The 23436-nt window shown below is 42.7% G+C and carries 11 protein-coding genes and 8 pseudogenes; 11 read left to right on the top strand and 8 right to left on the bottom strand.

Annotated features, from left to right (window positions below; translation table 11 throughout):
* Positions 1-255: 255 nt before the first annotated feature.
* The 4 genes and pseudogenes from htpG to ispH form a co-directional block, all read right to left on the bottom strand.
* Positions 256-2217 (bottom strand): annotated as a pseudogene (gene htpG / locus TT11_RS02970) (molecular chaperone HtpG).
* A gap of 538 nt (positions 2218-2755) precedes the next feature.
* On the bottom strand, positions 2756-3571 hold the full coding sequence (locus TT11_RS02965; protein ID WP_261869026.1) for a thioesterase family protein: 816 nt from the start codon (positions 3569-3571) through the stop codon (positions 2756-2758).
* 135 nt (positions 3572-3706) lie between these two features.
* On the bottom strand, positions 3707-3874 hold the full coding sequence (locus TT11_RS02960) for a hypothetical protein (protein ID WP_261869025.1): 168 nt from the start codon (positions 3872-3874) through the stop codon (positions 3707-3709).
* A 53-nt stretch (positions 3875-3927) separates the two neighbouring features.
* Entirely contained in the window at positions 3928-4884 is a 957-nt protein-coding gene (gene ispH / locus TT11_RS02955; RefSeq protein WP_057761392.1) for a 4-hydroxy-3-methylbut-2-enyl diphosphate reductase, read from the bottom strand.
* A 379-nt stretch (positions 4885-5263) separates the two neighbouring features.
* Between ispH and gmk the strand changes: the two are divergent.
* From gmk to TT11_RS02900, 8 genes and pseudogenes are all read left to right on the top strand, one after another.
* Positions 5264-5889 (top strand): annotated as a pseudogene (gene gmk / locus TT11_RS02950) (guanylate kinase).
* A gap of 165 nt (positions 5890-6054) precedes the next feature.
* On the top strand, positions 6055-6315 hold the full coding sequence (rpoZ, locus tag TT11_RS02945) for a DNA-directed RNA polymerase subunit omega (protein ID WP_057761396.1): 261 nt from the start codon (positions 6055-6057) through the stop codon (positions 6313-6315).
* 341 nt (positions 6316-6656) lie between these two features.
* Positions 6657-8857: pseudogene (locus tag TT11_RS02940) on the top strand (bifunctional (p)ppGpp synthetase/guanosine-3',5'-bis(diphosphate) 3'-pyrophosphohydrolase).
* A 113-nt stretch (positions 8858-8970) separates the two neighbouring features.
* On the top strand, positions 8971-9351 hold the full coding sequence (locus TT11_RS02935) for a RidA family protein (protein WP_057761400.1): 381 nt from the start codon (positions 8971-8973) through the stop codon (positions 9349-9351).
* A 174-nt stretch (positions 9352-9525) separates the two neighbouring features.
* Positions 9526-11812, top strand: a pseudogene (locus TT11_RS16930) (primosomal protein N').
* Between the two features lie 234 nt (positions 11813-12046).
* Positions 12047-13229 (top strand): annotated as a pseudogene (locus tag TT11_RS02915) (cation diffusion facilitator family transporter).
* A gap of 307 nt (positions 13230-13536) precedes the next feature.
* A pseudogene (locus tag TT11_RS16925) lies at positions 13537-14240 on the top strand (hypothetical protein).
* 91 nt (positions 14241-14331) lie between these two features.
* Positions 14332-16218 (top strand): monovalent cation:proton antiporter-2 (CPA2) family protein, encoded by a 1887-nt coding sequence (locus TT11_RS02900; RefSeq protein ID WP_261869021.1) that lies wholly within the window; start codon positions 14332-14334, stop codon positions 16216-16218.
* A gap of 58 nt (positions 16219-16276) precedes the next feature.
* Here TT11_RS02900 and TT11_RS02895 read toward each other — a convergent pair.
* Positions 16277-17205, bottom strand: a pseudogene (locus TT11_RS02895) (DUF2628 domain-containing protein).
* Positions 17206-17406: 201 nt separating this feature from the next.
* On the opposite strand from TT11_RS02895, the gene trmB reads away from it, so the two are divergent.
* The 3 genes and pseudogenes from trmB to TT11_RS16920 all read left to right on the top strand — a co-directional run bounded on the left by trmB (position 17407) and on the right by TT11_RS16920 (position 21491).
* Positions 17407-18246, top strand: a complete 840-nt coding sequence (gene trmB / locus TT11_RS02890; RefSeq protein ID WP_261869020.1) for a tRNA (guanosine(46)-N7)-methyltransferase TrmB — start codon at positions 17407-17409, stop codon at positions 18244-18246.
* A gap of 1058 nt (positions 18247-19304) precedes the next feature.
* A complete protein-coding gene (gene recA, locus TT11_RS02885) occupies positions 19305-20357 on the top strand; it encodes a recombinase RecA (protein ID WP_101205782.1) in 1053 nt (350 codons plus the stop codon).
* 40 nt (positions 20358-20397) lie between these two features.
* Positions 20398-21491 (top strand): annotated as a pseudogene (locus TT11_RS16920) (RecX family transcriptional regulator).
* A gap of 179 nt (positions 21492-21670) precedes the next feature.
* On the opposite strand, the gene TT11_RS02865 reads toward TT11_RS16920, so the two are convergent.
* The 3 genes from TT11_RS02865 to TT11_RS02855 form a co-directional block, all read right to left on the bottom strand.
* Entirely contained in the window at positions 21671-22384 is a 714-nt protein-coding gene (locus TT11_RS02865; RefSeq protein WP_261869017.1) for a YidB family protein, read from the bottom strand.
* 241 nt (positions 22385-22625) lie between these two features.
* A complete protein-coding gene (locus TT11_RS02860) occupies positions 22626-23084 on the bottom strand; it encodes a hypothetical protein (RefSeq protein ID WP_261869016.1) in 459 nt (152 codons plus the stop codon).
* A 52-nt stretch (positions 23085-23136) separates the two neighbouring features.
* Positions 23137-23418 carry a succinate dehydrogenase assembly factor 2 gene (locus TT11_RS02855; RefSeq protein WP_261869015.1) on the bottom strand — a complete coding sequence of 94 codons (282 nt, stop codon included), beginning with the start codon at positions 23416-23418 and terminating at the stop codon, positions 23137-23139.
* Between the last annotated feature and the right edge of the window lie 18 nt (positions 23419-23436).

The following is a 23436-nucleotide window of genomic DNA, read 5'->3' as shown; positions in this document are numbered from 1 at the left end:
CCGCGCGGTGCAATCAATTGACGATTTTTTTGTACAGCGTGCAGACATCGATTTATATTGAATTCACGATGGAGTGATTATAGAAGATGACTAGCACTGCCTAATATTTTAGCTCGCTAATCTATCGCGATTGTAACGGATTGTCGGTTAAGAGGATAAGGCTGATTTGTAAAATTCACTCAAATTCGACCAAAAATTCAAATAAAAAAGGAGGCCTTTTATATAAAGCCTCCTTTTTTTACTAATTACTAAACATTATCTCATCAATAGCTCATTAACGCGTTTTAGGTAAGCGGCTGGATCGTCTAGCTGACCACCATCTGCTAATAATGCCTGATCAAAAATGACTTGCGCCAGATCATCGAATTGCTCGCTGCTCTCAAGCTTCTTGATGAGTGGATGATCAGGGTTTACTTCTAGCGTTGGCTTACTTGCTGGTACGTCCTGACCCATTTGCTGTAGCATCTGAATCATTTGTGGCGATAGCTCACCTTCACCTACAACCAAACAAGCTGGACTATCGACTAAACGCGTCGATACTTTGACATCTTTAGCACGCTCGCCCAACGCAGCTTTTAGCTTATCAACTACTGGCTTTAGCGTTTCTTGGGCTTTCTCCGCTTCCGCTTTTTCTGCTTCATCTTGCAAGTCGCCTAAATCTACTGCGCCTTTCGCGATGTTTTGCAGCGGTGTCTCATCGAATGAGGTCAAGAAGTTCATTGCCCATTCATCAACACGGCTAGTCATCAAGATAACTTCGATGCCTTTTTTTCTTGAATAGCTCAAGTTGCGGGCTGTTTTTCGCAGCGGCTAGATTATCAGCGGTGAGGTAGTAGATGGCTTTTTGACCATCTTTCATACGGCCTTTATAATCTTCGAAGCTTGTTACCAAACCGTCTTGGGTGCTGGTGGCATAACGCAATAGCTTAGCAATACGTTCTTGATTGCCTGCGTCTTCGCCTAGACCTTCTTTGATGACATCACCAAACTCCGCATAGAACTGGGCAAATTTCTCTTGCTTGTCACTGTCTTCACTATTAGCAAGGTTTGCAAGCAGCGTCAAGATACGGCGAGCGTTACCATCACGAATAGATTTTACATCACGTGACTCTTGTAGTAGCTCACGGCTCACGTTCAATGGCAGGTCTGCTGAATCGATCACACCTTTCACAAAACGCAAATACATCGGTAGCAATTGCTCAGCTTCGTCCATGATAAAGACGCGCTTCACATAAAGCTTTAGACCATGCTGCTGCTCACGAGTGTATAGATCAACTGGTGCTTTTTAGGAATATATAATAGCTGCGTATACTGTACGCGACCCTCTACACGGTTATGCGTCCAAGTAAGCGGCGCATCCATGTCATAAGAGATATTCTTATAAAAATCGACATACTCATCATCTTCAATTTCAGAGCTTGAGCGAGTCCATAGTGCACTGGCTTTATTGATTGTTTCCCACTCATCGGTGAGTACCATCTGGCCACCAACAGGCGTGTCATCGTTCTCGTCTTCTTTTACATCTTCTTGCCAGATCTCTTTACGCATTTGAATCGGCAAACTGATATGGTCAGAGTACTTATTAACCAAGCGCTTGATTTTGCTACGATCTAAGTAGTTATCTTCGCCTTCGCTATATTCTTCTTTTAAGTGCAAAGTAATCGCCGTACCGCGCGTGTCTTTGGTAATAGGTTCAACAGTAAAGCTACCAGTACCATCTGACACCCAGCGCACGCCTTTATCCGCAGGCTCGCCCGCTTTACGTGATTCAACACTGATGGTATCAGCCACGATAAAACCTGAGTAAAAACCAACACCGAACTGACCAATCAATTGTCCGTCTTGCTTTTGTGATTCAGACAATTTGTCCAAAAATGCTTTGGTGCCTGATTTAGCAATCGTACCTAAGTTTTCGATTGCATCGGCTTCGTTCATACCAATACCATTGTCGGTAAAGGTAATAGTTTTGGCAGCTTCATCAACAGCGATGCGGATTTTTAATTCGCCATCATCTTCATAAAGGCTATCGTCATTTGTGCCTTCAAAACGCAACTTATCACAAGCATCCGACGCATTAGATACCAACTCGCGGACAAAAATATCAGCGTTAGAATATAGTGAATGCGTTACCAAATGCAGTAACTGCGCCACTTCCGCTTCAAACGTATGTTTTTTTAATTCTGGATTCAGACCTTCAGCTTGAGTTGCTTCACTCATAAAAACTCCTTTAAATTCTATGAAAGACCTATTATCAGATAACGATATACTCACTAAAGCCGCTCTCATAATGTTAGAGAACTTGCCGTATGCAATACCGTTAAACTGTCTATACTAATAGGGGCATTGAGAAAAAAAATTCAAGCTCAAAAGCCCTATTCAATAAAAAAACACCGCGCTTGTTTATCAAGGCGGTGTTCTGGTATCAGTTATTTGCTTACTCGGTTTTTGCTTACTCGGTTATTTAATTGCTCAGTTATTTTCTGATATAATAATCAACGCGCAAATAACAGCAACTATTCTGAATATGCTTCTATCAATATATCCCAGAGAGTCGTCAGCTTTTTTTGAAAATTGAGTATGGGTTTTCATAGTAACCTCTATGTCGATTAACATCGGCTTGTTAGTAATATCATCTTTTTAGTAATATCGTCTTGTTAGCTACTATTAAAACCATTTCTCTATTATTTGTATAATTAATTGATTGCAACGTATTATTTTATTTTACAAAACTATAAACTGACTGACTCTTAGCCTTTTAACGTGGCATCGGACGAATAGTAAGAATTTGCTCACTACGACCAAAAGGCCCGTATACATCGTGCAATACCGCACTGGTCAATCCGATACCATCATCGCCATATTGTTGTACAGCCTCGATACCTAGCCAGCGACCTTTTGGCGAGCGATGCATATGGATTTGCAAATCAGTATTGGGAAACATCCATTCTAACTTAGACAAACCAAGACCCAATCTTGGTACAACACCATTAGCAGTATCGACCATACCTAACAGATGCACCAAGTCATCAGTCGGCTCGCCTTCAATCATGTCGAGATCATTGGTAATCCATACCATACCGCGACCAGCACGACGGTCTTCTGTCGCTACTAGACGTACGCTTTCAATAAAGCCGCCCGGCCAGCCTTTCATACCTTCCCAAACTGGCAACTCTTCAGGTTTATATTCTGCTGGTTGATCTTCAAGTCCGGCAATCTCGCTGGTATCTTGAGTAATCAGTCGCCACGCTCTTGCTATAATGGCGTCACGGCCACGGCTACTCATAACTGCTTCGACCAGCTCAATAGTCTTGCCTGGTCGGATATAGCGAGTAGTGATAGTAAAATCGTCAAGCGGTATTAGCCCCAAGATATCGAGGCTCACACGTGCAATACGAGTATTGGGCTGTGGCGCAAAGTTGTTGAGCTCAGCTGTCAGTAGGCCTGTTGCTGGCGCCATGTGCTGCTCATGCTCATTCCAAGCACCTTGTGCATGCTTGGTTGGCTGATAATGCGCCACACTAACACCGTCTTCTTGTAACTCTCGTTTGATAAATTTGTAATAAGCAGTCATAGCTATCCTATATTTGGCACTTTCATTTGTATTTTTTTATTTAGGCTTGTACTTTCTATTAATGAATAAGCTCTTGTTTTCTTAGCGTGAGAATACGACGAGCCTTTTGTATGAAAAATAATAAACAGACCATGACTACTGCGAGCATCGCGTAGAAAAAGCTTTTTCTGCCATAAACTTCATGATATTCATAAACAATACGAAAACCACTGCTGCCATCACTAGCATGTTGAGTTTTAGTTGCTTATTGACTTCAGCGAGCGTGGCCTCTGCCAATACAAATCTGGCTTTTGGTTCTTTCATGCGACCTTATCCATATCAATGATGGTTCATACAAATACAAACACGAATATTAGTTACTTACCAACCTGAGTAACAGGAATCCGCAGCGCTTTCGGCAAACTAAACGTCACATTTTCTTCAATACCAGATAGCTCACTAGGCAGATCACCACCCCAGTCTTGCAGCTGTTGCAATACTTCTTGGATCAACACTTCGGGCGCAGATGCACCAGCGGTCACGCCTATACTCTGCACACCATCTAACCAACGCTTGTCCATCTCACTGGCATTATCGATTAAATACGCTCGGCAATTCATACGCTCAGCCAGCTCTCGCAAGCGATTGGAGTTTGATGAGTTTGGCGAACCAACTACCAAGACCACTTCACAGCGACTGGCCAAATCTTTTACCGCATCTTGGCGGTTTTGAGTGGCGTAGCAAATGTCGTCTTTGCGAGGGCCTTGGATACTAGGAAATTTTTCACGCAGCGCATCGATAACGCGCGCAGTATCATCCATCGACAAGGTTGTCTGAGTCACAAATGCCAAGCGTTCAGCATCTTGTACAGTCAATGCGGCCACATCACCTTCATCTTCGACCAGATGAATCTGCCCACCATGGCGACGATTGAAGCGCCCCATCGTGCCTTCGACTTCTGGGTGTCCTGCATGTCCTATCAACACCGCATCCATCCCATCTTGCGCAAACTTTGCTACTTCGATGTGTACTTTAGTCACCAACGGGCATGTTGCATCAAACACCGTCAAATCACGACGCTCAGCCTCATCTTCGACTGCTTTAGAAACCCCATGAGCGGAGAAAATAACGATGGAGCCGTCTGGTACTTCATGAAGCTCTTCAACGAATACCGCACCACGATTAGCCAAGTCTGACACCACAAACTTATTATGCACAACTTCATGACGGACATAAATGGGCGGCTCGAAACGTGTCAATGCTTCATTAACAATCGCAATTGCACGGTCCACACCAGCACAAAATCCACGGGGATTGGCAAGATAAATTTGCATAAAAAGGCCTATCATTGGATAATTTATAGTTAAAACGTATTTTTGAATTTTTTTATTCAAAAGTTGGGGCGAAATCAATGCTCTACTTTAGCATAATTTGCTTTTATTGCTCTCTAAAATAGCTGTCTACTCATAGCAATATTTTATAGGCGAATCTCAGCATACTTACGACATATTGCAAAACCAGCTTTAACTTGTATAAAAGCAGTTTATAATAATGCATCTATTATAATTTCTATCGCCATACATGATGGCGTTTTTTTTATTTTTTTTCCAGTCTTTTGTTTTTGACTGAGGCACTGCTTAACTTTTTATCAACACGCATTTATTACAATACATTTTACGAGTTATTAAAACACTTTCTATTAGGATAAATTGTATGACAGGTTCATTATTCATCGTTACTGCCGCTTCAGGTACTGGCAAGACCTCATTGGTTAAGCAATTGCTTGCAACCACCAATGACTTGACTGTCAGCGTCTCTCATACCACTCGCGCACCACGTCCAGGTGAGATTGATGGTCAGCACTATCATTTCACAGATACCGATAGTTTTACCAATGGTATCAATGCGGGTCTATTTCTAGAGCATGCTGAAGTATTTGGTAACTATTATGGCACGTCAGAGGAAAGTGTACGTACCCAGCTAGCGGCGGGTATCGACGTTATTTTGGAGATTGACTGGCAAGCGCGACGCAAATCAGAAATATCTTTCCCGATGCCATTATGGTTTTTATTCTACCACCTAGCATTGCGACATTACGTCAACGTCTCTCAACCCGCGCGCAGGATGCTGTAGAAGTTATAGAGCGCCGTCTAGCTGGCGCGGTCACCGAAATGGCACAATATGTAAATGCTGACTATGTAGTGATCAATGATAATTTTGATGTAGCCTTAGCTGAGCTAAAAGCCATTATCGTGGCCGACAGGCAGACACTTGGTCGTCAGCAGCAGCGCTATCATCGTACGATTAGCAACTTGCTAAACACTCAGGTAGAAGAGTAAACTACGCACAAGCAGCTAATCTCGTAAGTAGATATAAAAAGCAACTACGCGACTTGGCAAAAAAATGCTATAATATTTAGCTATCCCCCTTTATATTTTTGATATTATTTTTATTGAGTGGCGGGCAAGGTCCGTTACTAATAAAAACAACCGAGGTAGCTATTTATGGCACGAGTGACGATTGAAGATTGTTTGGATAATGTTGATAATCGCTTTGAGCTAATTTTGGTCGCAAGCAAACGCGCCCGTCAATTGGCCAAAGGTATTGCCGAACCGTTGGTTGACGTTGATAACGACAAGCCTACAGTATTGGCACTACGTGAAATTGCCGCTGGCAAAATCACACGCGATATCCTAAATCAGCCAGAGCATAATTTTGCTACTAGCTCATTAGATTTAGCATTGTCAGGCGACCACAGCTTCTAGTAGGCTGTTTTGATAAGATGTATTTTATAAAGCCAATCGTGTTTTTATAAAATAAATACACATCTTGATCAACTATAGAGACCACAGCATAGGCTGTGGTTTTTTTGGTTGTAATAATAATGTATTGGCTATTTTGGTCACCATTTATCTCCAAAATAGACCACTGAGTGAAATTTTTTTCATCGCCCACACGCTTATCAGTTGACATTGAAAGCGATTTGCGATTAATTAGAGAATGGCGTACTCATCCTTAAGTTTTGTATGGTAGGTCATTATTTAGCCTCCATTTACTTCGGTAAGTGGCCCAACAAGTAGGTCATGGAAAATAGGATCATTATTTTATGAGTCAAACCCTACCCAAACTCAGTCATCACCTCGTCGATGATGCTCAATATAATTTACTACGTTCGGTAGGTTATCTCACTGCTGCTGAGCGCCGTGATATTGTTGATGCTTGTGAGTTCGGAGATATTGCGCACATTAAAGACAAGCGCAAATCAGGGGAACCTTATATCACGCATCCAATCGCTGTCGCTGAGATACTAGCGGGCTTTCGCTTAGATCGAGATACCATCATTGCAGCAATCCTGCATGATACGGTCGAAGACACCGAAGTTAGTGATGAGCAAATCAAGCAGCGTTATGGTGAAACTGTATCAAGATTGGTCGATGGTGTGACCAAGCTAAAGTCCTCTTCACATAACAAGCAGCAGAATAAAGCGGCCACCTTTCATAAAATTTTAACCGCCACTCTCGCTGATCCGCGTGTACTCATTATCAAGCTTGCTGACCGTCTACATAATATGTCTACGCTAGACGCGGTACGTCCTGAGAAGCAACGCACCACAGCTCAAGAAACCTTGGATTTTTATGTGCCATTTGCACGATTAATGGGTCTGAATGATATTGCTGACTATATCGAAGTATTGTGTTATCGCAATTTAGACTCTGATATGTACAACAAGCTGTCTGATAAACTGTTACAACATGGGCTTGGACGAAACTTTCAAAGAGAGTCGATTCATCGTTATTTGAGTATCGTGCTAAACAACTTGGATCTCAATGGTCTGGTCAAAGTCTTAGACAATCGCGTGGTCATATATCGTCAATTTTTCCGCAATCGCGGTGAGATTAATGCGCTACTGCGTCACTACGCGTTTGAAATCGTCCTTGATAATATCGAAGCCTGTGACAAACTGGCCTATTATCTAATCAAAAAAATATCAGATTGATGATACCCATATTGCGGATAATATTCGTCGTCCGCTACCAGGCGGTAACCAGTCCCTCACCCTCATCTATGAGCGTGACAATGATGTGGTAAAAGTCACTATATTGACTAAGCAAATGCAAAGCGCTGCGAGACTTGGTGTCATCGGGGCAGAGCACGCATCTGATGTGAGTCAATCGGTCATCCAAGCATCTTTGCGTAACATGAAAGATTTGGTCGACGAAGACAATCTGAATGAAAACAGTCCTGATTTCTCAGCGGCAGTCTCTACCATTAATGAGCTGATGGATTATCTGCACTCTAGTAAAATCATTTGTTATAGCCCTCAAGGGCGTGCTTACGAGCTTCCACAGGGTGCAACGGCGCTAGATTTTGCCTACGCGGTCGGGCCTATGATTGGTAACGTTGCCGTTGGTGCAAATATCGATGGTAAAGCTGCAAAGCTCGGTACCGTGGTAAAAAATGGACAGTCCGTTGAGATAGAAGTGAACAGTCACTCAGAACCAAAAGCGGAGTGGTTGGGATTTGTAGTGACTAACAAAGCCCGTGAAGAAATTTTACGTTGGTTCAAAGATTTATCTGTCGCTGACAAACAACACCATGGTAGACAGGCATTGGATCGTGCGCTCCGAACGCATCAGAAAAGTTTTGATGACTTGACAGATGCTGATTGGAAAGACCTGACTGAATGGCGCGGTCTGACAGAAAAAGATGCGTTATTTGAACAAATAAGTTCAGGTACGCTACTTCCTCAGCTAGTCGTGACACGTTTGTTTAGCGATGAGCTGAGCGATTTACAGACGAAAGTACATAGCGATGATATGACCCAACCGCAACAGCTGATTGCAAATGCTGCTGGCGTCGAGCTTGATTTTGCCAACTGTTGTCATCCGATATATGGCGACCCTATCGTAGGGCATTTATCACGTCATGGTTTGGTCGTTCACCGTCATAAATGCTTCTCACTGGATGATATCCGCAAAGACAATCCTTATCAGGTTATTCAATTACGTTGGCGCAATGACAATGCGGTCAAACAAGGTGACATCGGTGAGCATGATTTAAAAAAACAGCGGTAAGATTCGTTTTCCTGCTTATTTAAAGCTCTCTATTGCGCTTAGTGACGAGCAAATCAGCGAAGTTATCTATCACTTACGCCAGCTCAATATGGGGGTTGAAACCGTTGATGTTCGCAATACTGATACCATCATTCATATCGTGGTACGTAGTCGCAACCATTTAGCACAGGGTATCCGTGAACTACGCTCGCTGCTAGGTTTCCCTAACATTATAAGGTTATATCAATTATAATAAGCGCATTTTCTGATTTGCATCACTGCTATAGTCGTGATGCAAATAGCTAAAATAGAACTGCTATTCTAGTAGCAATGAATCACTTACATAAAATATAAAAGGGATATCCCATGACTCGTCAAACCATCCAAACTGATAAAGCACCTGCAGCGGTCGGCACTTATTCACAAGCTGTAAAAGTCGGCAATACTGTTTATATCTCAGGTCAGCTTGGTTTTGATCCTGACACGATGGAACTAAGAGAAGGTTTTAAAGCACAAGCTGAGCAAGTATTTGAAAACATCAAAGCTATCTGTGAAGCAGCTGGTGGCAGTCTAAATGACGTGGTTAAATTCAATGTATCTTTGACTGACTTGAGTGATTTTGCTGTCTTGAACGAAGTGTTTGTCGCCAATCTAAGCGAGCCGTACCCTGCCCGCGCTGCCGTTCAAGTAGCTGCTCTACCTAAAGGTGGTGTGGTAGAAATTGAGTCTATTCTTTATATCGAATAAGATGATATTTGATGCTTAATATTAGGTGCTAGTTGTTAAGCGCTCATTATTAAGTGCTAATTTTAGCAACATCCTATAAGTCATATCACAATAAGCTTAGCATCATGCTAAGCTTATTGGTCTCCGTTCTATTATTCTGATCTCATATTCACCTAATAAGACTGCGAAGCGTTTATGTTGGTACAAGTTGCTCTGCCCGTTCCCCTTTATCGGGTGTTTGACTATAGCCTACCAGCTGATATGCTTGCTTTGCCAAACAGTGCGATACCGCAAATCGGCAGCCGTGTTGAGGTTTCGTTTGGTCGTCAGACTCTGATTGGCATTGTGATTGCTCATATTTCACAAGACGATAGCAGCGTACCTGTTAATAAGATCAAACCCATCAATAAATGTCTAGATGCTGAGCCTATTTTGGACTCGGACATGCTCAAGCTTGCCTATTGGTTAACCCGCTATTACCATTATCCGCTTGGCGACGTGTTAGCAGTTATCCTGCCAAGCCTTGTCCGTCAAGGCAAACCATTAGACTTGCTGATTACCCATTGGCGCATTTTGCCTCATATTACTGATGATGATTTTCGAGCCAATGCTAAAAAACAAAAGCAGCAGTTCGACATGCTAAAGCTACATGGTCAGCATGGCTCAAGTGAAGATGTATTGCTACTAGAAGGGATGCAACGAGCCTTTTTAAAGACGCTAGAAGATAAAGGGTTAGTCGAGCGCTATATTCAGCCAAAACAAGCGCCTACTCCAGTTAAACTGCAAAAATGCCACTTGATCTCAATGATGAGCAGAAACTTGCTGTCGACGCTATTATTGCTGCACACGAATCTGATACTTATACTGGTTTTCTGCTCAACGGTATTACTGGGAGTGGTAAAACCGAAGTCTATCTGCAAGCGATGCAAGCTGTACTAGAGGCTGGCAAACAGGTGTTGATTTTGGTACCAGAGATTGGACTAACACCGCAAACGCGGGCAAGATTTGCCAGTCGGTTCGCAGCCCACATTGTGCTATTACACTCTGGCATGACCAATACTCATCGCTTGCAAGGTTGGCAAGACTGCCGCACGGGTCATGCACAAATCGTGATCGGTACACGTTCGGCTGTGCTATATCCTTTCGCAGACTTAGGCCTGATTGTCGTTGACGAAGCGCATGATGGCTCGTACAAGCAGCAAGACACATTGCGTTATCATGCCGCTGATGTTGCTCTCTATCGAGGTTTGCAGTACAAAATCCCAGTGATACTTGGTACTGCCACACCTTCCCTTGAGCATTTAAAACTGGTCGATGATGGCAAACTAGTAGAATACCAACTGCTTACTCGTCCAGGTAATGCCAAGCCTGCAACCATGCAGCTGATTGATGCTCGCTTGCAAAGTACCCATCAACAGGCTCAAGATGACGGTGCGCGCTATGATACAGGGCTGACGGATGCATGATCGGGGCGATACGGCAAACGCTAGAAGCCGGTGATCAGGTATTAATATTTTTGAATCGTCGTGGCTATGCGCCTGTTCTCTTATGCGAGGCTTGTGGCTGGCAAGCAGATTGTCCGCGCTGTGACGCGCACCTGACCGTTCACTATAACGGCCAATCCCAGCGAAACAGTTATTCAAGCAACTCTTATTTGAAATGCCATCATTGCGATTGGCAAGCCTATATCCCTACCGTATGCCCTGATTGTGGCAGTCAAAACCTAGATGCCAAAGGTATGGGAACGACAAGGCTTAGCGAAAATCTACACGCAATCTTTGCCAACCCCCAAACCAGCAAAGAGCTCTATCCGATTATTCAAATAGACCGTGATACCACAAGACGCAAAGACAGTTGGGAAAATATTTACGAGCAAATCAATAAAGGCAACCCTGCCATATTAGTCGGTACACAGATGGTTGCCAAAGGTCATCACTTCCCCAACGTTACGTTGGTTTGCTTACCCAATGCTGATCGCGGATTTTTATCAGCAGACTTCCGCTCACCAGAGCATACCGCACAGCTCATGATTCAGGTAGCTGGCCGTGCTGGTCGAGGTGACAAAGCTGGCCGCGTATTGATTCAAACGTTGCAGCCTGATAACGAGTTACTATTAAAACTGGTCAAAGACGGCTACTTGTCATTCGCGCGCGAGCTACTGCAAGAACGTCAAATGATGGGCTTACCTCCTCATCGACATGCTGCATTGATACGCTGCGAAGGTAAAACATTAGCAGCTACTACTCAAGCACTCAAGGATGCTATTGCGCATTTGCCGAATGCTCATAACCTCGCTGTTCTCGGTCCTATTGATGCACCCATGAGTAAAAAGAACAGTCGCTACCATGCACAGCTTTTGCTACTGGCCAAAGACCGTCGTCAATTGCACCATGTGTTGGGACAGTGGTGGCAGCCAGTGCTTGCCCTACCAAGCGCTAAATATCTTAAACTTACTTTGGATATTGATCCTGTCGGTTGGTAGTTCTCACGCAGCTCTCAACAAATGGGTGTATATCTTTCTACTTCTCTTCTCATCATGTTTACTTCGTCGTTACAGCTTCTCATGCTTGGCTATGTTAAATTTATAATTATCAAATGGTACGCGGTAAATGCCCTACGCCTACTCTACCCATAGCAAGCATCACTTATTAGTAAACGTCACTTATCAGTAAATATCAGCTATCGAACGCAACTATCAGCGAATCTGAGTATTATTATGAATCCAAATAATCCAAACTCTGACGAGCACAATCATAGCCAACAGTATGATAATACGGATGTGCCTAAGTACGTTCGCGAAGATGAAGAAAATAACTACACTCAAGAAAACCAAGGCCATCATGATCATGATGAGCATCTAGAGCAAACAACCACAGCACGAGATACCAAAGGCTATCAGCGCACCTTGCTGTTCAGCTTTATTATCATTACTGGTTACATGTTTATCGAAGCCATTGGTGGCTGGCTCACTGGTAGTTTGGCTCTGCTATCTGATGCAGGGCATATGTTGAGCGATGCGATAGCGCTTGGTGCCACTTTGGTCGCATTTAAAATCGGCGAAAAAGCGGCTACCCATCAGAAAACTTTTGGCTACAAGCGTTTTGAGATATTAGTTGCTACGGTAAATGGCGCTACCCTTGTGATAATCGCTTTGATGATTTTTTTATGAAGCGATTAAACGCTTTAACTCACCGCCAGAAATTGCGACCCAAGGCATGCTTATCGTGGCGACTATCGGTATGCTGATCAATATTTTGGTCGCTTGGCTAATGCATCGAGGTAGTCAAGGTGGCGAGCCACACAGCCATAATCATGGTACGGATGATGCCAAGGTCGCAGAGCAGAAACCTAATAATGAAGAACCCGTTAACCTTAATATGCAAAGCGCCTATTTGCACGTATTGAGCGATTTGTTAGGGTCAGTAGCTGCGATTATCGCTGCACTACTTATGATGGGTTTTGGTTGGGTATGGGCAGATGCAGTGGCATCAGTAATCGTTGCTGTGCTTATTTTAATCAGTGGCTACCGCGTTGTACGTGATTCTGTGCATATATTGATGGAAGGAACGCCTGCCAATATATCGCTCGTCGATGTAGAGCAAAAATTACTCGAAGACTCTCAAGTACAAAAAGTACATGACCTACATGTTTGGAGTATTACTAGCGGTCTCAATGCACTCTCTTGTCACGTGGTGGTCGATGGTGAAATGAGTATCCATGAATCAAATATTCTAATTACCAGTCTCGAACAAAGACTGCTAGAGCTTGGTATTCACCATGCTACTATTCAGGTCGAAAGCTCGTCTCACCCGCAGAATATCGCACATAGCGATGCATTGGTCTGTGATATTTCGGGACAGCTACCTGATGGTAATAGTCATATTGGTCATAACCATTAACGATACATTTTCAGCTAAGTGATTGAATAAAGAAGTCAATAACTTGAAACACGACCTAGAAAATACAAGTATAGGCATCTGATACTGGTTCATACTAAAAGTTACGTAGAATTAGAACTAGAATCTAGATCACATTAAGACAGTCGTGATTTGCGACAAACTTTTGCTTTATTCCATTCAAAAAACTTAAGTTCAAATCGGCTTATGTGGTTATAATAACTATTATAAAGTTTTGTTTAGCACCCCAGTTAATTTTTATAATCATACTTTTTGGTATTTTTACTCTATCTATTGATGATACAACACTATGTCTAGACGCTCAGCACCCTTTGTCGCCCCAGACTATATCGATGATCCTGCATCAAAAGATGGCAAAAAACACGCCAAAGTTTTGTTATCAACGCTGCAAGAAGACATTGCAAACTTTCGTAATGAACAGTTTCCACCTGATGTTTTGCGCCAAATCCGTGATATGCCTATTTATGAAGCAACTTAGCCGAAGTCCAAACCTATCAACAACGTTGGCAAAATCTGCTTGAGCGTGCAAAGGATTTTTATCCAGCGGCCAACATGCCACCTGATTACTTGCCACTTCCTGCCAGCCTTGAAATACCACAATTCATCTATCATGTTCAGCGTCTACACTTGACTAAGACGCGCGCTAAAGAGTCCAAAAGCTTTGGGGCAGTAGGCGCCCTGACTGATAAATGTGGTCAATATACGGATGATGAAATCGAGCGTATGACAGCGGTGTTAGATAACGACGAGGAAGCGCGACTGGTAGCGCATCGTGAATTTATCGATCTGCGTGCTTATGTTTTTTGTCGCGATAGTAAGGGCGAGATGCTAGAGCCTGAGCGAGTACGGTTTTATCGTACTGGTCTGATTGTACATGTTCTGCCTGACTTTAAGATTGTAGATAGTCGCCAGACACCGCGTAAACGCCGCAACGATGCTTATAATAATCCTCTTGCAGACAATGGGGTGTGGAAAGTTTATCGTAAGAAATAATAGATACTAGCGCGATATCGTTTTAGTCATACTGATTTTAGTCACGTCCATTTTATATTGTATATTTTATTCAAATTTTTAAGGAGCCCAGATGTTTGCTGCCGCCGCCGGCTCACCAAATCTCATGTTGCAAGCCACTATCTTTTTGGGAGCAGCATTGCTCTTTGTCCCTCTCGGTAAACGCTTCGGCATTGCAACGGTTTTAGGCTATCTCATCACTGGACTCATATTGGGCCCAAGTGGCTTGGATGTGGCAGGCGACGCGGAAAGTCTATTGCACTTTTCAGAGTTTGGCGTAGTCATGCTGCTGTTTATTATCGGGCTTGAGCTACAGCCTTCGCGGCTTTGGGCATTGCGCCGCTCTATATTTGTATTGGGCGGTTTGCAGGTCGGTTTGACTGGTACGCTACTGATGTGGCTATTACATCAGTTTTTCTCCTTACAACTAGATACAGCCTTTATTGTTGGTTTTGGTTTAGCCCTGTCTTCTACTGCGTTTGTACTACAGATACTGACTGAAAAACAGCAGCTTTCGAGCACGCATGGTCGAGAAGCCTTCACTATCTTATTGTTCCAAGATATTGCGGTCATTCCATTGTTAGCAGTCATTCCATTTTTATCAGGGGTACGTGAGCAAAGTTACGATTTGATTTATTTTGGTAAGGTATTTGCTGTCTTTGCCGGTCTGATTTTTGCTAGCCGTTATGTGGTTCGACCCTTCTTCAAATTTGTGGCTTCCAGTGGTGCGTCAGAACTACTGACAGCGGTCGCGCTATTTATTGTGATGGGCGTGTCTATTTTGATGGGTCAAATCGGTCTATCAATGGCACTAGGTGCATTTTTGACAGGTGTGTTGCTCGCTGATTCCGAATATCGTCACGAATTAGAAGCCAGTATCGAACCTTTTAAAGGATTGCTATTAGGTCTATTCTTTATGTCAGTCGGTATGCTTACCGACGTCAAACTTATTTTGGCAGAGCCCATCTTTATTATTGGCTGCGCGCTCGCCTTGATGTTTATCAAGTTTGCAGTGATTGCAGGTATTGCAAAAGTATCGGGCAATCGCTGGCCGACCAGTATCCGATTGGGTGTGACCCTAGCCCAAGGTGGTGAGTTTGCCTTCGTCTTGTTCAGTGTCGCTACTGCCCAAAATGTCTTGCGTCCCGAACTTGCCAATACTCTTAACTTAGTCGTTACCATCTCGATGGCGCTAACACCTCTGGCATTCTTGTTATTAGAAAAAGTGGGTGAGCCGCTATTTGCCAAGAGCAAGCCGAGCCGCGAATACGATACCATTCCCGATCATGAACATCAGGTCATTATTGCAGGCTTCGGCCGTGTCGGTCAGATTATTGGCCGTGTACTGCGCATGCATAATATCGAATTTACCGCCATTGAACGCTCTGCAAACCGAGTAGATTTTGTAAGAAAATTCGGTAACCAAGTCTATTATGGCGATCCGAAAAATCCTGAGATTTTACGAGCGGCAGGCATTCAAAAAGCGCGAGTATTTATTCTTGCCATCGATGACTTAGAACGCTCTATCACTACCGCTCAATACTTGCGCAAAAACTATCCTGAACTGATTGTATTGGCAAGAGCACGTGATCGTCAGCATTATTATCGCTTGCGTGAAGTTGGCGTGCGGCACATTTGGCGTGAGACTTATTTGTCGTCTTTGGACATGTCACGCGAATCACTACAGTTATTAGGCATCTCACCAGAAAAAGCGCGTGAGACAGTGCAAACATTCCGTGATTATGATGATGATTTGATTGAACGTCAGCAAGCCATTTATGATGATGAAGCCAGCATGATTGAGTCGGCGCAGTCAGCGATGGCAGAGCTTGAAAGCCTGTTTGATGAAGACATTGGCAAAGCACGTAAGATGGATTTGACTGATTTTTACGAGGCATTAAAGAGCCAAGCAACACCAGTTGAGGAAAAGTATGATACTGCAACGGACTCTAAGCATTAACCCTAAGCAGTAGCTCTCAGTACTAGCAACATTTACAAGTACTCGTGAAATACAGCCCCTAATCAGCTATGCAGTTTTTAGGGGCTTGTTTTTTATTCAGTGAGCTGGTGCAATCCCAATTATCACTGTCTGGTATATGATAAAAGACCAGCGTCTGCTCATTTAAATAGCGTAACGGAAACGTCACGTTCTGAATCGTTGCCACTACCGCACAGTCAGTTTCTAGCACGCCAGCGGCTGAGTATCGACATGCATGCGTATCTGCTGCTGCTCGGTACTCAGGGGCAGATTTACTGGGCACTGCCCTGTCTGCTGATAAATCAACGCCACTCGGTTTTGAGCATTCTTTGCAATATCATAAGCGTCAAACAATACTTCATTTGCTTTTGGCTTGGCAATAATCGGTAAAAACTGCACCTTAATCACCAATAGCGAAAACGCAAAAAAACCAAACCCTAATGCTAATCCAAATAAGCTAACACGGCCCTCTCTTTGCAGATGCGCTTTCTGTGCTGCCTCATCTTGCGGATAGTCATTTATCGCATCAGCGATCTCACGCCTTGCCATTCGGTAGTAATACGCATCCGTCCAACGTGCCACCATAAACGACCAAAACAGCCAAATAACAGCAGCAATACCGATACGTATTGCCATCTGATAAGCATCTGGTACATAGGACATCGCTACAAACTCAAAGGCGACTAGCACTAATGCCACATTAAGCTGGATAAAAGACCACCCTGCGACACTATAGACGATCGCATCCATATAGCGCTTGCGATATAGCAGCCAAGGAAAGGTGATAAAAAACGCAGCCCAATGCCATTTTGGTGACAGATAACCTTGCTGATCAAACTGCTCAAAGCGTTTGAGATAATAACGCTGGCTACGATTACCGATGAACCACTTGTCTAACTGCTTACGTTTAGCGGGTGTTAACGACTCTTGATAAAATGGTGGCGGTGAATCTGTCTCAATAAATAACATGGCAACACGCTCTACTTGCTGACTCTTAGAAAAAGCATTTAAAAGATACCATTATATGATAACGCTAAAACCCGTGTGTAACATAGAGAAACCCCAGCACTGACCAGCAAATACGCGAAAATAGGATTGTCCGTTCACAGTTGTATGGATTTAACTTATAATAAGCAAACATCACCCACCTAATTAAGCCTTACGAATCCTATGAGTCAACATTCTGATATCAATGACAACGTCAATAGTACCGATACTACTGATGAGCAAACCCTTAATAGCACAAGCGAGCCTATCGATATCGATAACAGCACTAGCCAAGAGATAGAACCGACCTCTGACAAGCATATCCGCATCGTCAATACGTTTATGAAGCGCCGTACGCATATGAACAAAAACGCTGAGCTTGCATTAACTGCTCCAGAATTTTCTGAGTATTTGGTCAATAACAGTTTTGGTGATGGCGATCTTACCGGTATTGACAACTTACGTACGTTATTCGCCGATAGCCCTAACGGCCCAGATGCACCGCTTACGGTAGAGATTGGTTTTGGCTTGGGTGATTCGTTTATTGAAATGGCGGCCGCTGACCCTACTCGTAACTTTGTCGGTGTAGAAGTGCATGAGCCTGGTATTGGTAAATGTGCTTATATGGCTGGCACCCAAGATTTGAGCAACGTAAAAATCATCAACGGTGATGCTATTCAATTGCTCAAGCAGCTACCAGAAAACCATATCGACCGTATTCAGCTATACTTCCCTGATCCATGGCAAAAGAAGCGTCACTATAAGCGTCGTTTTGTCAGTCCTGAACGTATGACCATCGTTACGCACAGCTTAAAACAAGGTGGCTGGTTCCATACAGCAACTGACTGGGAGCATTATGCATTTTGGATGGTTGAAGTATTGGATGGTTTCGCTGGATTGACCAACAAAGCAGGTACAGGTAATTTCACTGAGCGTCCTGACTTTCGTCCAATGACTAAGTTTGAGCGTCGTGGCCTCGATCGTGGGCATGGCGTCTGGGATTTGATCTATATCAAAGACTGATTAATACAGCTCTACTTTTAAGTGTTTTGACAAAGCGGCTATCTGATGTAGCCGCTTTTTTATGACCTTTTATAGGCTGTAGAAAATATCTCTAAAAATACTAGACATTCTATGCATAACTATGTCTGCTGACATCTTAGGTGTATATCTTGAGTCATACTCCTGACTTTTAATACCTATAGTATGATTATGCATAAAAAAAGATATATTTATAATTTGTGAAACATAGCGCTCATAGCGTTGTTTGTAGACAAAATTGCTCCTATAAAGTGATTAAAAACGAGATATAGAACCCGTTCCCAACACTAATAATCTACGTAAACTTATGTATTATAAGGCTTTACAGAGTTCTCCCCATAAGCTGTGGATAACCCTGTGTATAAGTCACCACTTGACAAGTTTATAGCTAAGCAACTTAAAGGATAAGGTAAAATCGTTCATTTTTTTGTACAATTTATAAATCATTTAAAATCAAATACTTATATTAAATTCACACACATAAAAAATTATTTTAAATAATTTTTAAAATAATTTAATTCTTCATAATGTTTCACAATTAGCGAAAATAAGCCTTTTATTTGTTGTGGACAACTCCTAAATCTATTGACAAGCATAGTCATTATCAGGTTCAAAACAACAACGACCTATCGCATTATTTCCGTAGATTTTAGCTTCATACCATACGACAGATAGTGTCGTCTAGCATCCCTCAACGCTCATTATCGTGCTTTGCTTTTGCTATAATTACCTTATCAAATCAACAGCGTTAAGAAGTTGAGTCGAGTAATTAGCACGCCAAGTCTGACTTAAAAACAACGATAACGACAGTATACTACGGACTTATTTTTACTTCTCTCACTATTTAATTTTACTGTATAGTAGAACGATACATTCGATACTACTATCTATACCAGTTACGTGACAACCTATTTTTCGATAAAACAGCCAGACAATAATTGCCGACTTCATAACAGTCAGTATGCGTTTGTCAAAAGTTTTAACAGTACCCATATTTTATTTATAGCATCAACTTAACTACCGAAAACAAGGAATCCAATATGGACGACAATAAAGCCAAAGCCCTCAAAGCGGCATTAGGTCAAATCGAAAAGCAATTTGGTAAAAACACCATCATGCATCTAGGCGATGACTCGGCCATTATGGATGTCGATGTGGTCTCTACAGGCTCTCTAGGATTAGACATTGCGCTTGGTATTGGTGGTCTACCAAAAGGCCGTATCGTTGAAATTTACGGCCCAGAAAGCTCAGGTAAAACGACGATGACCCTGCAAGCTATTGCAGAATGTCAAAAGCAAGGCGGTACCTGTGCATTTATCGATGCCGAGCATGCGCTTGACCCTGTCTATGCACGCAAGCTTGGGGTAAATACTGATGACTTATTGCTCTCGCAGCCTGACAATGGCGAGCAAGCACTTGAAATCACCGATATGTTGGTACGCTCAGGCGCGATCGACATGATCGTAATTGACTCAGTGGCTGCTTTGACGCCACGAGCTGAGATTGAAGGCGAAATGGGTGACTCGCACATGGGTCTGCAAGCACGTCTGATGAGCCAAGCCCTACGTAAAATCACTGGTAACGCCAAACGCTCTAACTGTATGGTGGTGTTTATTAACCAAATCCGTATGAAAATTGGTGTTATGTTCGGTAGCCCTGAGACCACAACTGGTGGTAACGCGCTGAAATTCTACGCTTCTGTACGTATGGATATCCGCCGCATTGGTGCGGTCAAAAATGGTGATGAAATCATTGGTAACCAGACCCGTGTCAAAGTCATCAAAAATAAAATGGCACCACCTTTCCGCCAAGCTGAGTTCGAAATTACTTACGGTGAAGGTACGAACCATTTAGCCGAAGTCATCGACTTAGGTGTAGAGATTGGAGCGGTTGGTAAAGCAGGATCGTGGTACAGCTATGGCGACGAAAAAATCGGTCAAGGTAAAGCCAACTCTGTGCTTTTCTTAAAAGAGAACCCTGCCATTGCCCAAGAAATCGAAGATAAGATCCGTGACGAAAAGCTTGGTACGAAGAAAAATAGCAAAGCCGACGAAACTGAAGAAGCAGAACAGGCTTCTGAACCTGTACAATAATGGTTTAACGATTAACCATTGTCAGTCACTATGATTTATTATGAAAATTAAAACCTTAGCTGAAATCCTAGCTGAGTCGGGTGCCGACTCAGCTAGTTCTGTTGATAGTAAACCAAAAAAACTGTCCAAAGATTCTCATACGAAAGAGTCTAAAAAACCAGAGAAATCTAGTAAACGGGCTATCCGTTCAAGTAAAGATGATTCAGTCGCGAATGCTACTACTATTGATACAGCGTTCTTTGAAGACTCCTCTCCTAAACCAAAAAAAGAACTCTAAATCTAAAAAAACGTAAAAAGCGTTTTCATCCAGCAGCTAATTTTACCGCTGAGCCTAATGATACCCCTACATATGAACCCCCTGAAGCGCAAACCATCAAAGAGATGCTAGCAGAAGTTAAACTCGACATTTATAATGACGAAATTGACAATAGCTTAGCAACAGATAAGGGTCGTAGCACTGAGCCGCCATCCAAAAACTCAGAACATGAAGCTGAGCTTTTTGCTATCAATGGTAGTGAAGCAGACAGCCAAAACGATAACATACCAGCCGCGCTCAAAGCTACTTACGAACCCCTGAACAAAAACAAGCAGAGATCGATGCGATTAAAGCAGAAAGTCGATTACGTTGGCTCGCATTTTATTATTTATCACGCCGCGAATACGGTAAGGCTGAGCTAAAGCAAAAGCTGATCGACAAAGAACAAGACCCAGAAAAAAATTGACGCACTACTTGATGAGTTTGAAGAAAAAGGTTATCAAAGTGATTACCGCACTACCCTAATGTTGATACGTGAGAACATTCGCAAAGGCCGCGGACGTGGTCGGATCAAACAAGAATTCTATCGTAAGAAGATTGCTATGCCAGGTAACATCGATGAGCTAATCGATATGGCAAATACTGAGTCTGATGAATTTAGTGAGTTTGTAGATGATGATGTAGACAACCTAGTAGACGGTGTAGATTGGCTAAAACTGGCGGTGATAGCACGTACTAAAAAATACGGTAATGACATACCAGGTGAACAAAAGGAAAAAGCCAAGCAGTTACGATTTTTGCAGTATAGAGGGTTTAATACCGATATCTGCTTTGCCGCACTTAACCATACCACAGAGACGCTAGACGAGCGATTTTAAGGGCTTACTATCGCTATCACTGTCCCTGCCAAACGGTATTTACCGACAGTCATGCTCTTGTGATAGACGTAAAAAAGAGCACGTTATATAACGTGCCCTTTGATCAATACTATCCATTATTTTAATCTACATGACTTTTAAGAATTCAGTTAGAAATTTTCAAACTCAAAGCTGTCAAATTATTTAAAATTACCAAGACGGCTAGATAGCTGGCTAATGATTTGATCTATCTCTTCATTGGCTTCAGACTCATTATCTAGATTACCATTAGGCGTTAGCTGATTCATTACCTCAGGTAATAGCTCAGCGAGCCCTTGTCTTACCTCAGTTTCATTAGCACCAGTATGAGCGGCTACTTGCTGAATTTCGTTTTCGTCAAATAAACGGTTAATTTCGTTTGGATCTAAATTATCGTTTGCTTCGTTATTACTCATCCAAGAGCTTGCTTGACCTTCATAGCCCATACCAGTAATTTTTGACAACGCCCCACTCAAACCACCGTTACGTTTGATCCAGCTAAGTACCATAGGCATCAATGCAGCAACGAGCATACCTTTACCACCAAACCCACTATTAGTACGCTGACCCCCTAATACACTACCTAAAATATCACCTAGTCCGCCAGCACCTGAGCTCATACCGCCGCGCTGACTACCGCCCGTGAGACCACCAATGATGTCATCTAAGCCAAAACCATTATCTGCTTGACGGCTATTTTGTTGAGGGCTATAACCACCTGCCTGACTGCCACCGCCCAGTACACTACCTAAAATATCACCTAATCCGCCCGTCTGCCGTGTTTCAGTACGTTGGTTAACTGGATTGCGCTGAGCGTCGTCTGGACTCATTGCACTACGTGCCACTTGGCTCACTAAATTCCCTAATAAGCTCATTATCTATTCCTCTTTTTATCGTATTGTTTAGTACAAAAATACTGCTAAAAATTGTGAAACCTCATATCTGCCTATATGTTCTTTAATAACGGGACAGCAAAATTACGAGTTTTATTTTCTATTTTTAATATAACAGATTTTAATATAACAAACCTATTTGTCCTTTGAGATAGCTATTTTGTTATGACGTGTAGAGATTTTTCATCGTAAAAGGAGAAGTCTAAGACCAGTAGATAACCAGTTATCTAGTATTACCCTTACTGGTATTGGCTAAAATATTTAACTGTCGCCATTGCTCGTGATTTACTTGGTCGCGAAATACAGTAGTCGAAAACGTTCTTTGATGAGGCTCAACGATATCGAACTCGACACTCATCGCCCACTGATAGCGATGTATATCGATTAACTCTGCTTGCCATAACTCATCGCCGCGTCCCGTTCGTATCAGTAATTGCCATTCTTTATCGACACGCTGACTGAGCGATGGCTGACTAATATGTAACAGTATCGGTCTCGATATAATCAGATAACCTGCGACCGCTGCTGAGACTATTAAGATCAGTAGATACTGCCATAAGGCCAAAGACGCAAACCATGCCAATATCATCATAACGCCAGTCAAGCCTACATATAGCAGCGCGCGTAAATAACTGGCAGGCTTAATAGTTGTATCAATACGTAGCGAGGTTGCTGGCGTCATATAAGCGTACCATGGGAAACGTTAGATATTGTGCCGACCCATTCCTTAAGACCTAAACCAAGTCTTTGGTATGGCGCCATGTTTTTATCTTATTGACCAACGCCCAGATATCGTCCTCTTCTGGACGATTTTGATTGGTAAAATAGTCTAGCAAGTCTGGGTCTTCATGAGTGAGCATTTCTGCAAATGTTGCTTGCTCAGTAGCATCTGCTATCAGATATAGCTCCTTGACGTAAGGATCAATATAAAAATCCAATTCTTTTAATCCGCGGCGAGCTTGATAAATGATACGGCGCTGTTCATTGGTTGGTTCTGGCTGAGTGGTACTAGTCATAAATTTACTCTTATTAAA

The sequence above is a fragment of the Psychrobacter sp. JCM 18901 genome, assembly GCF_000586435.1.
Lineage (GTDB): Bacteria > Pseudomonadota > Gammaproteobacteria > Pseudomonadales > Moraxellaceae > Psychrobacter.
The sequence above is the reverse complement of the archived record's forward strand: the minus strand, read 5'-3'. Positions and strand labels throughout refer to the sequence as shown.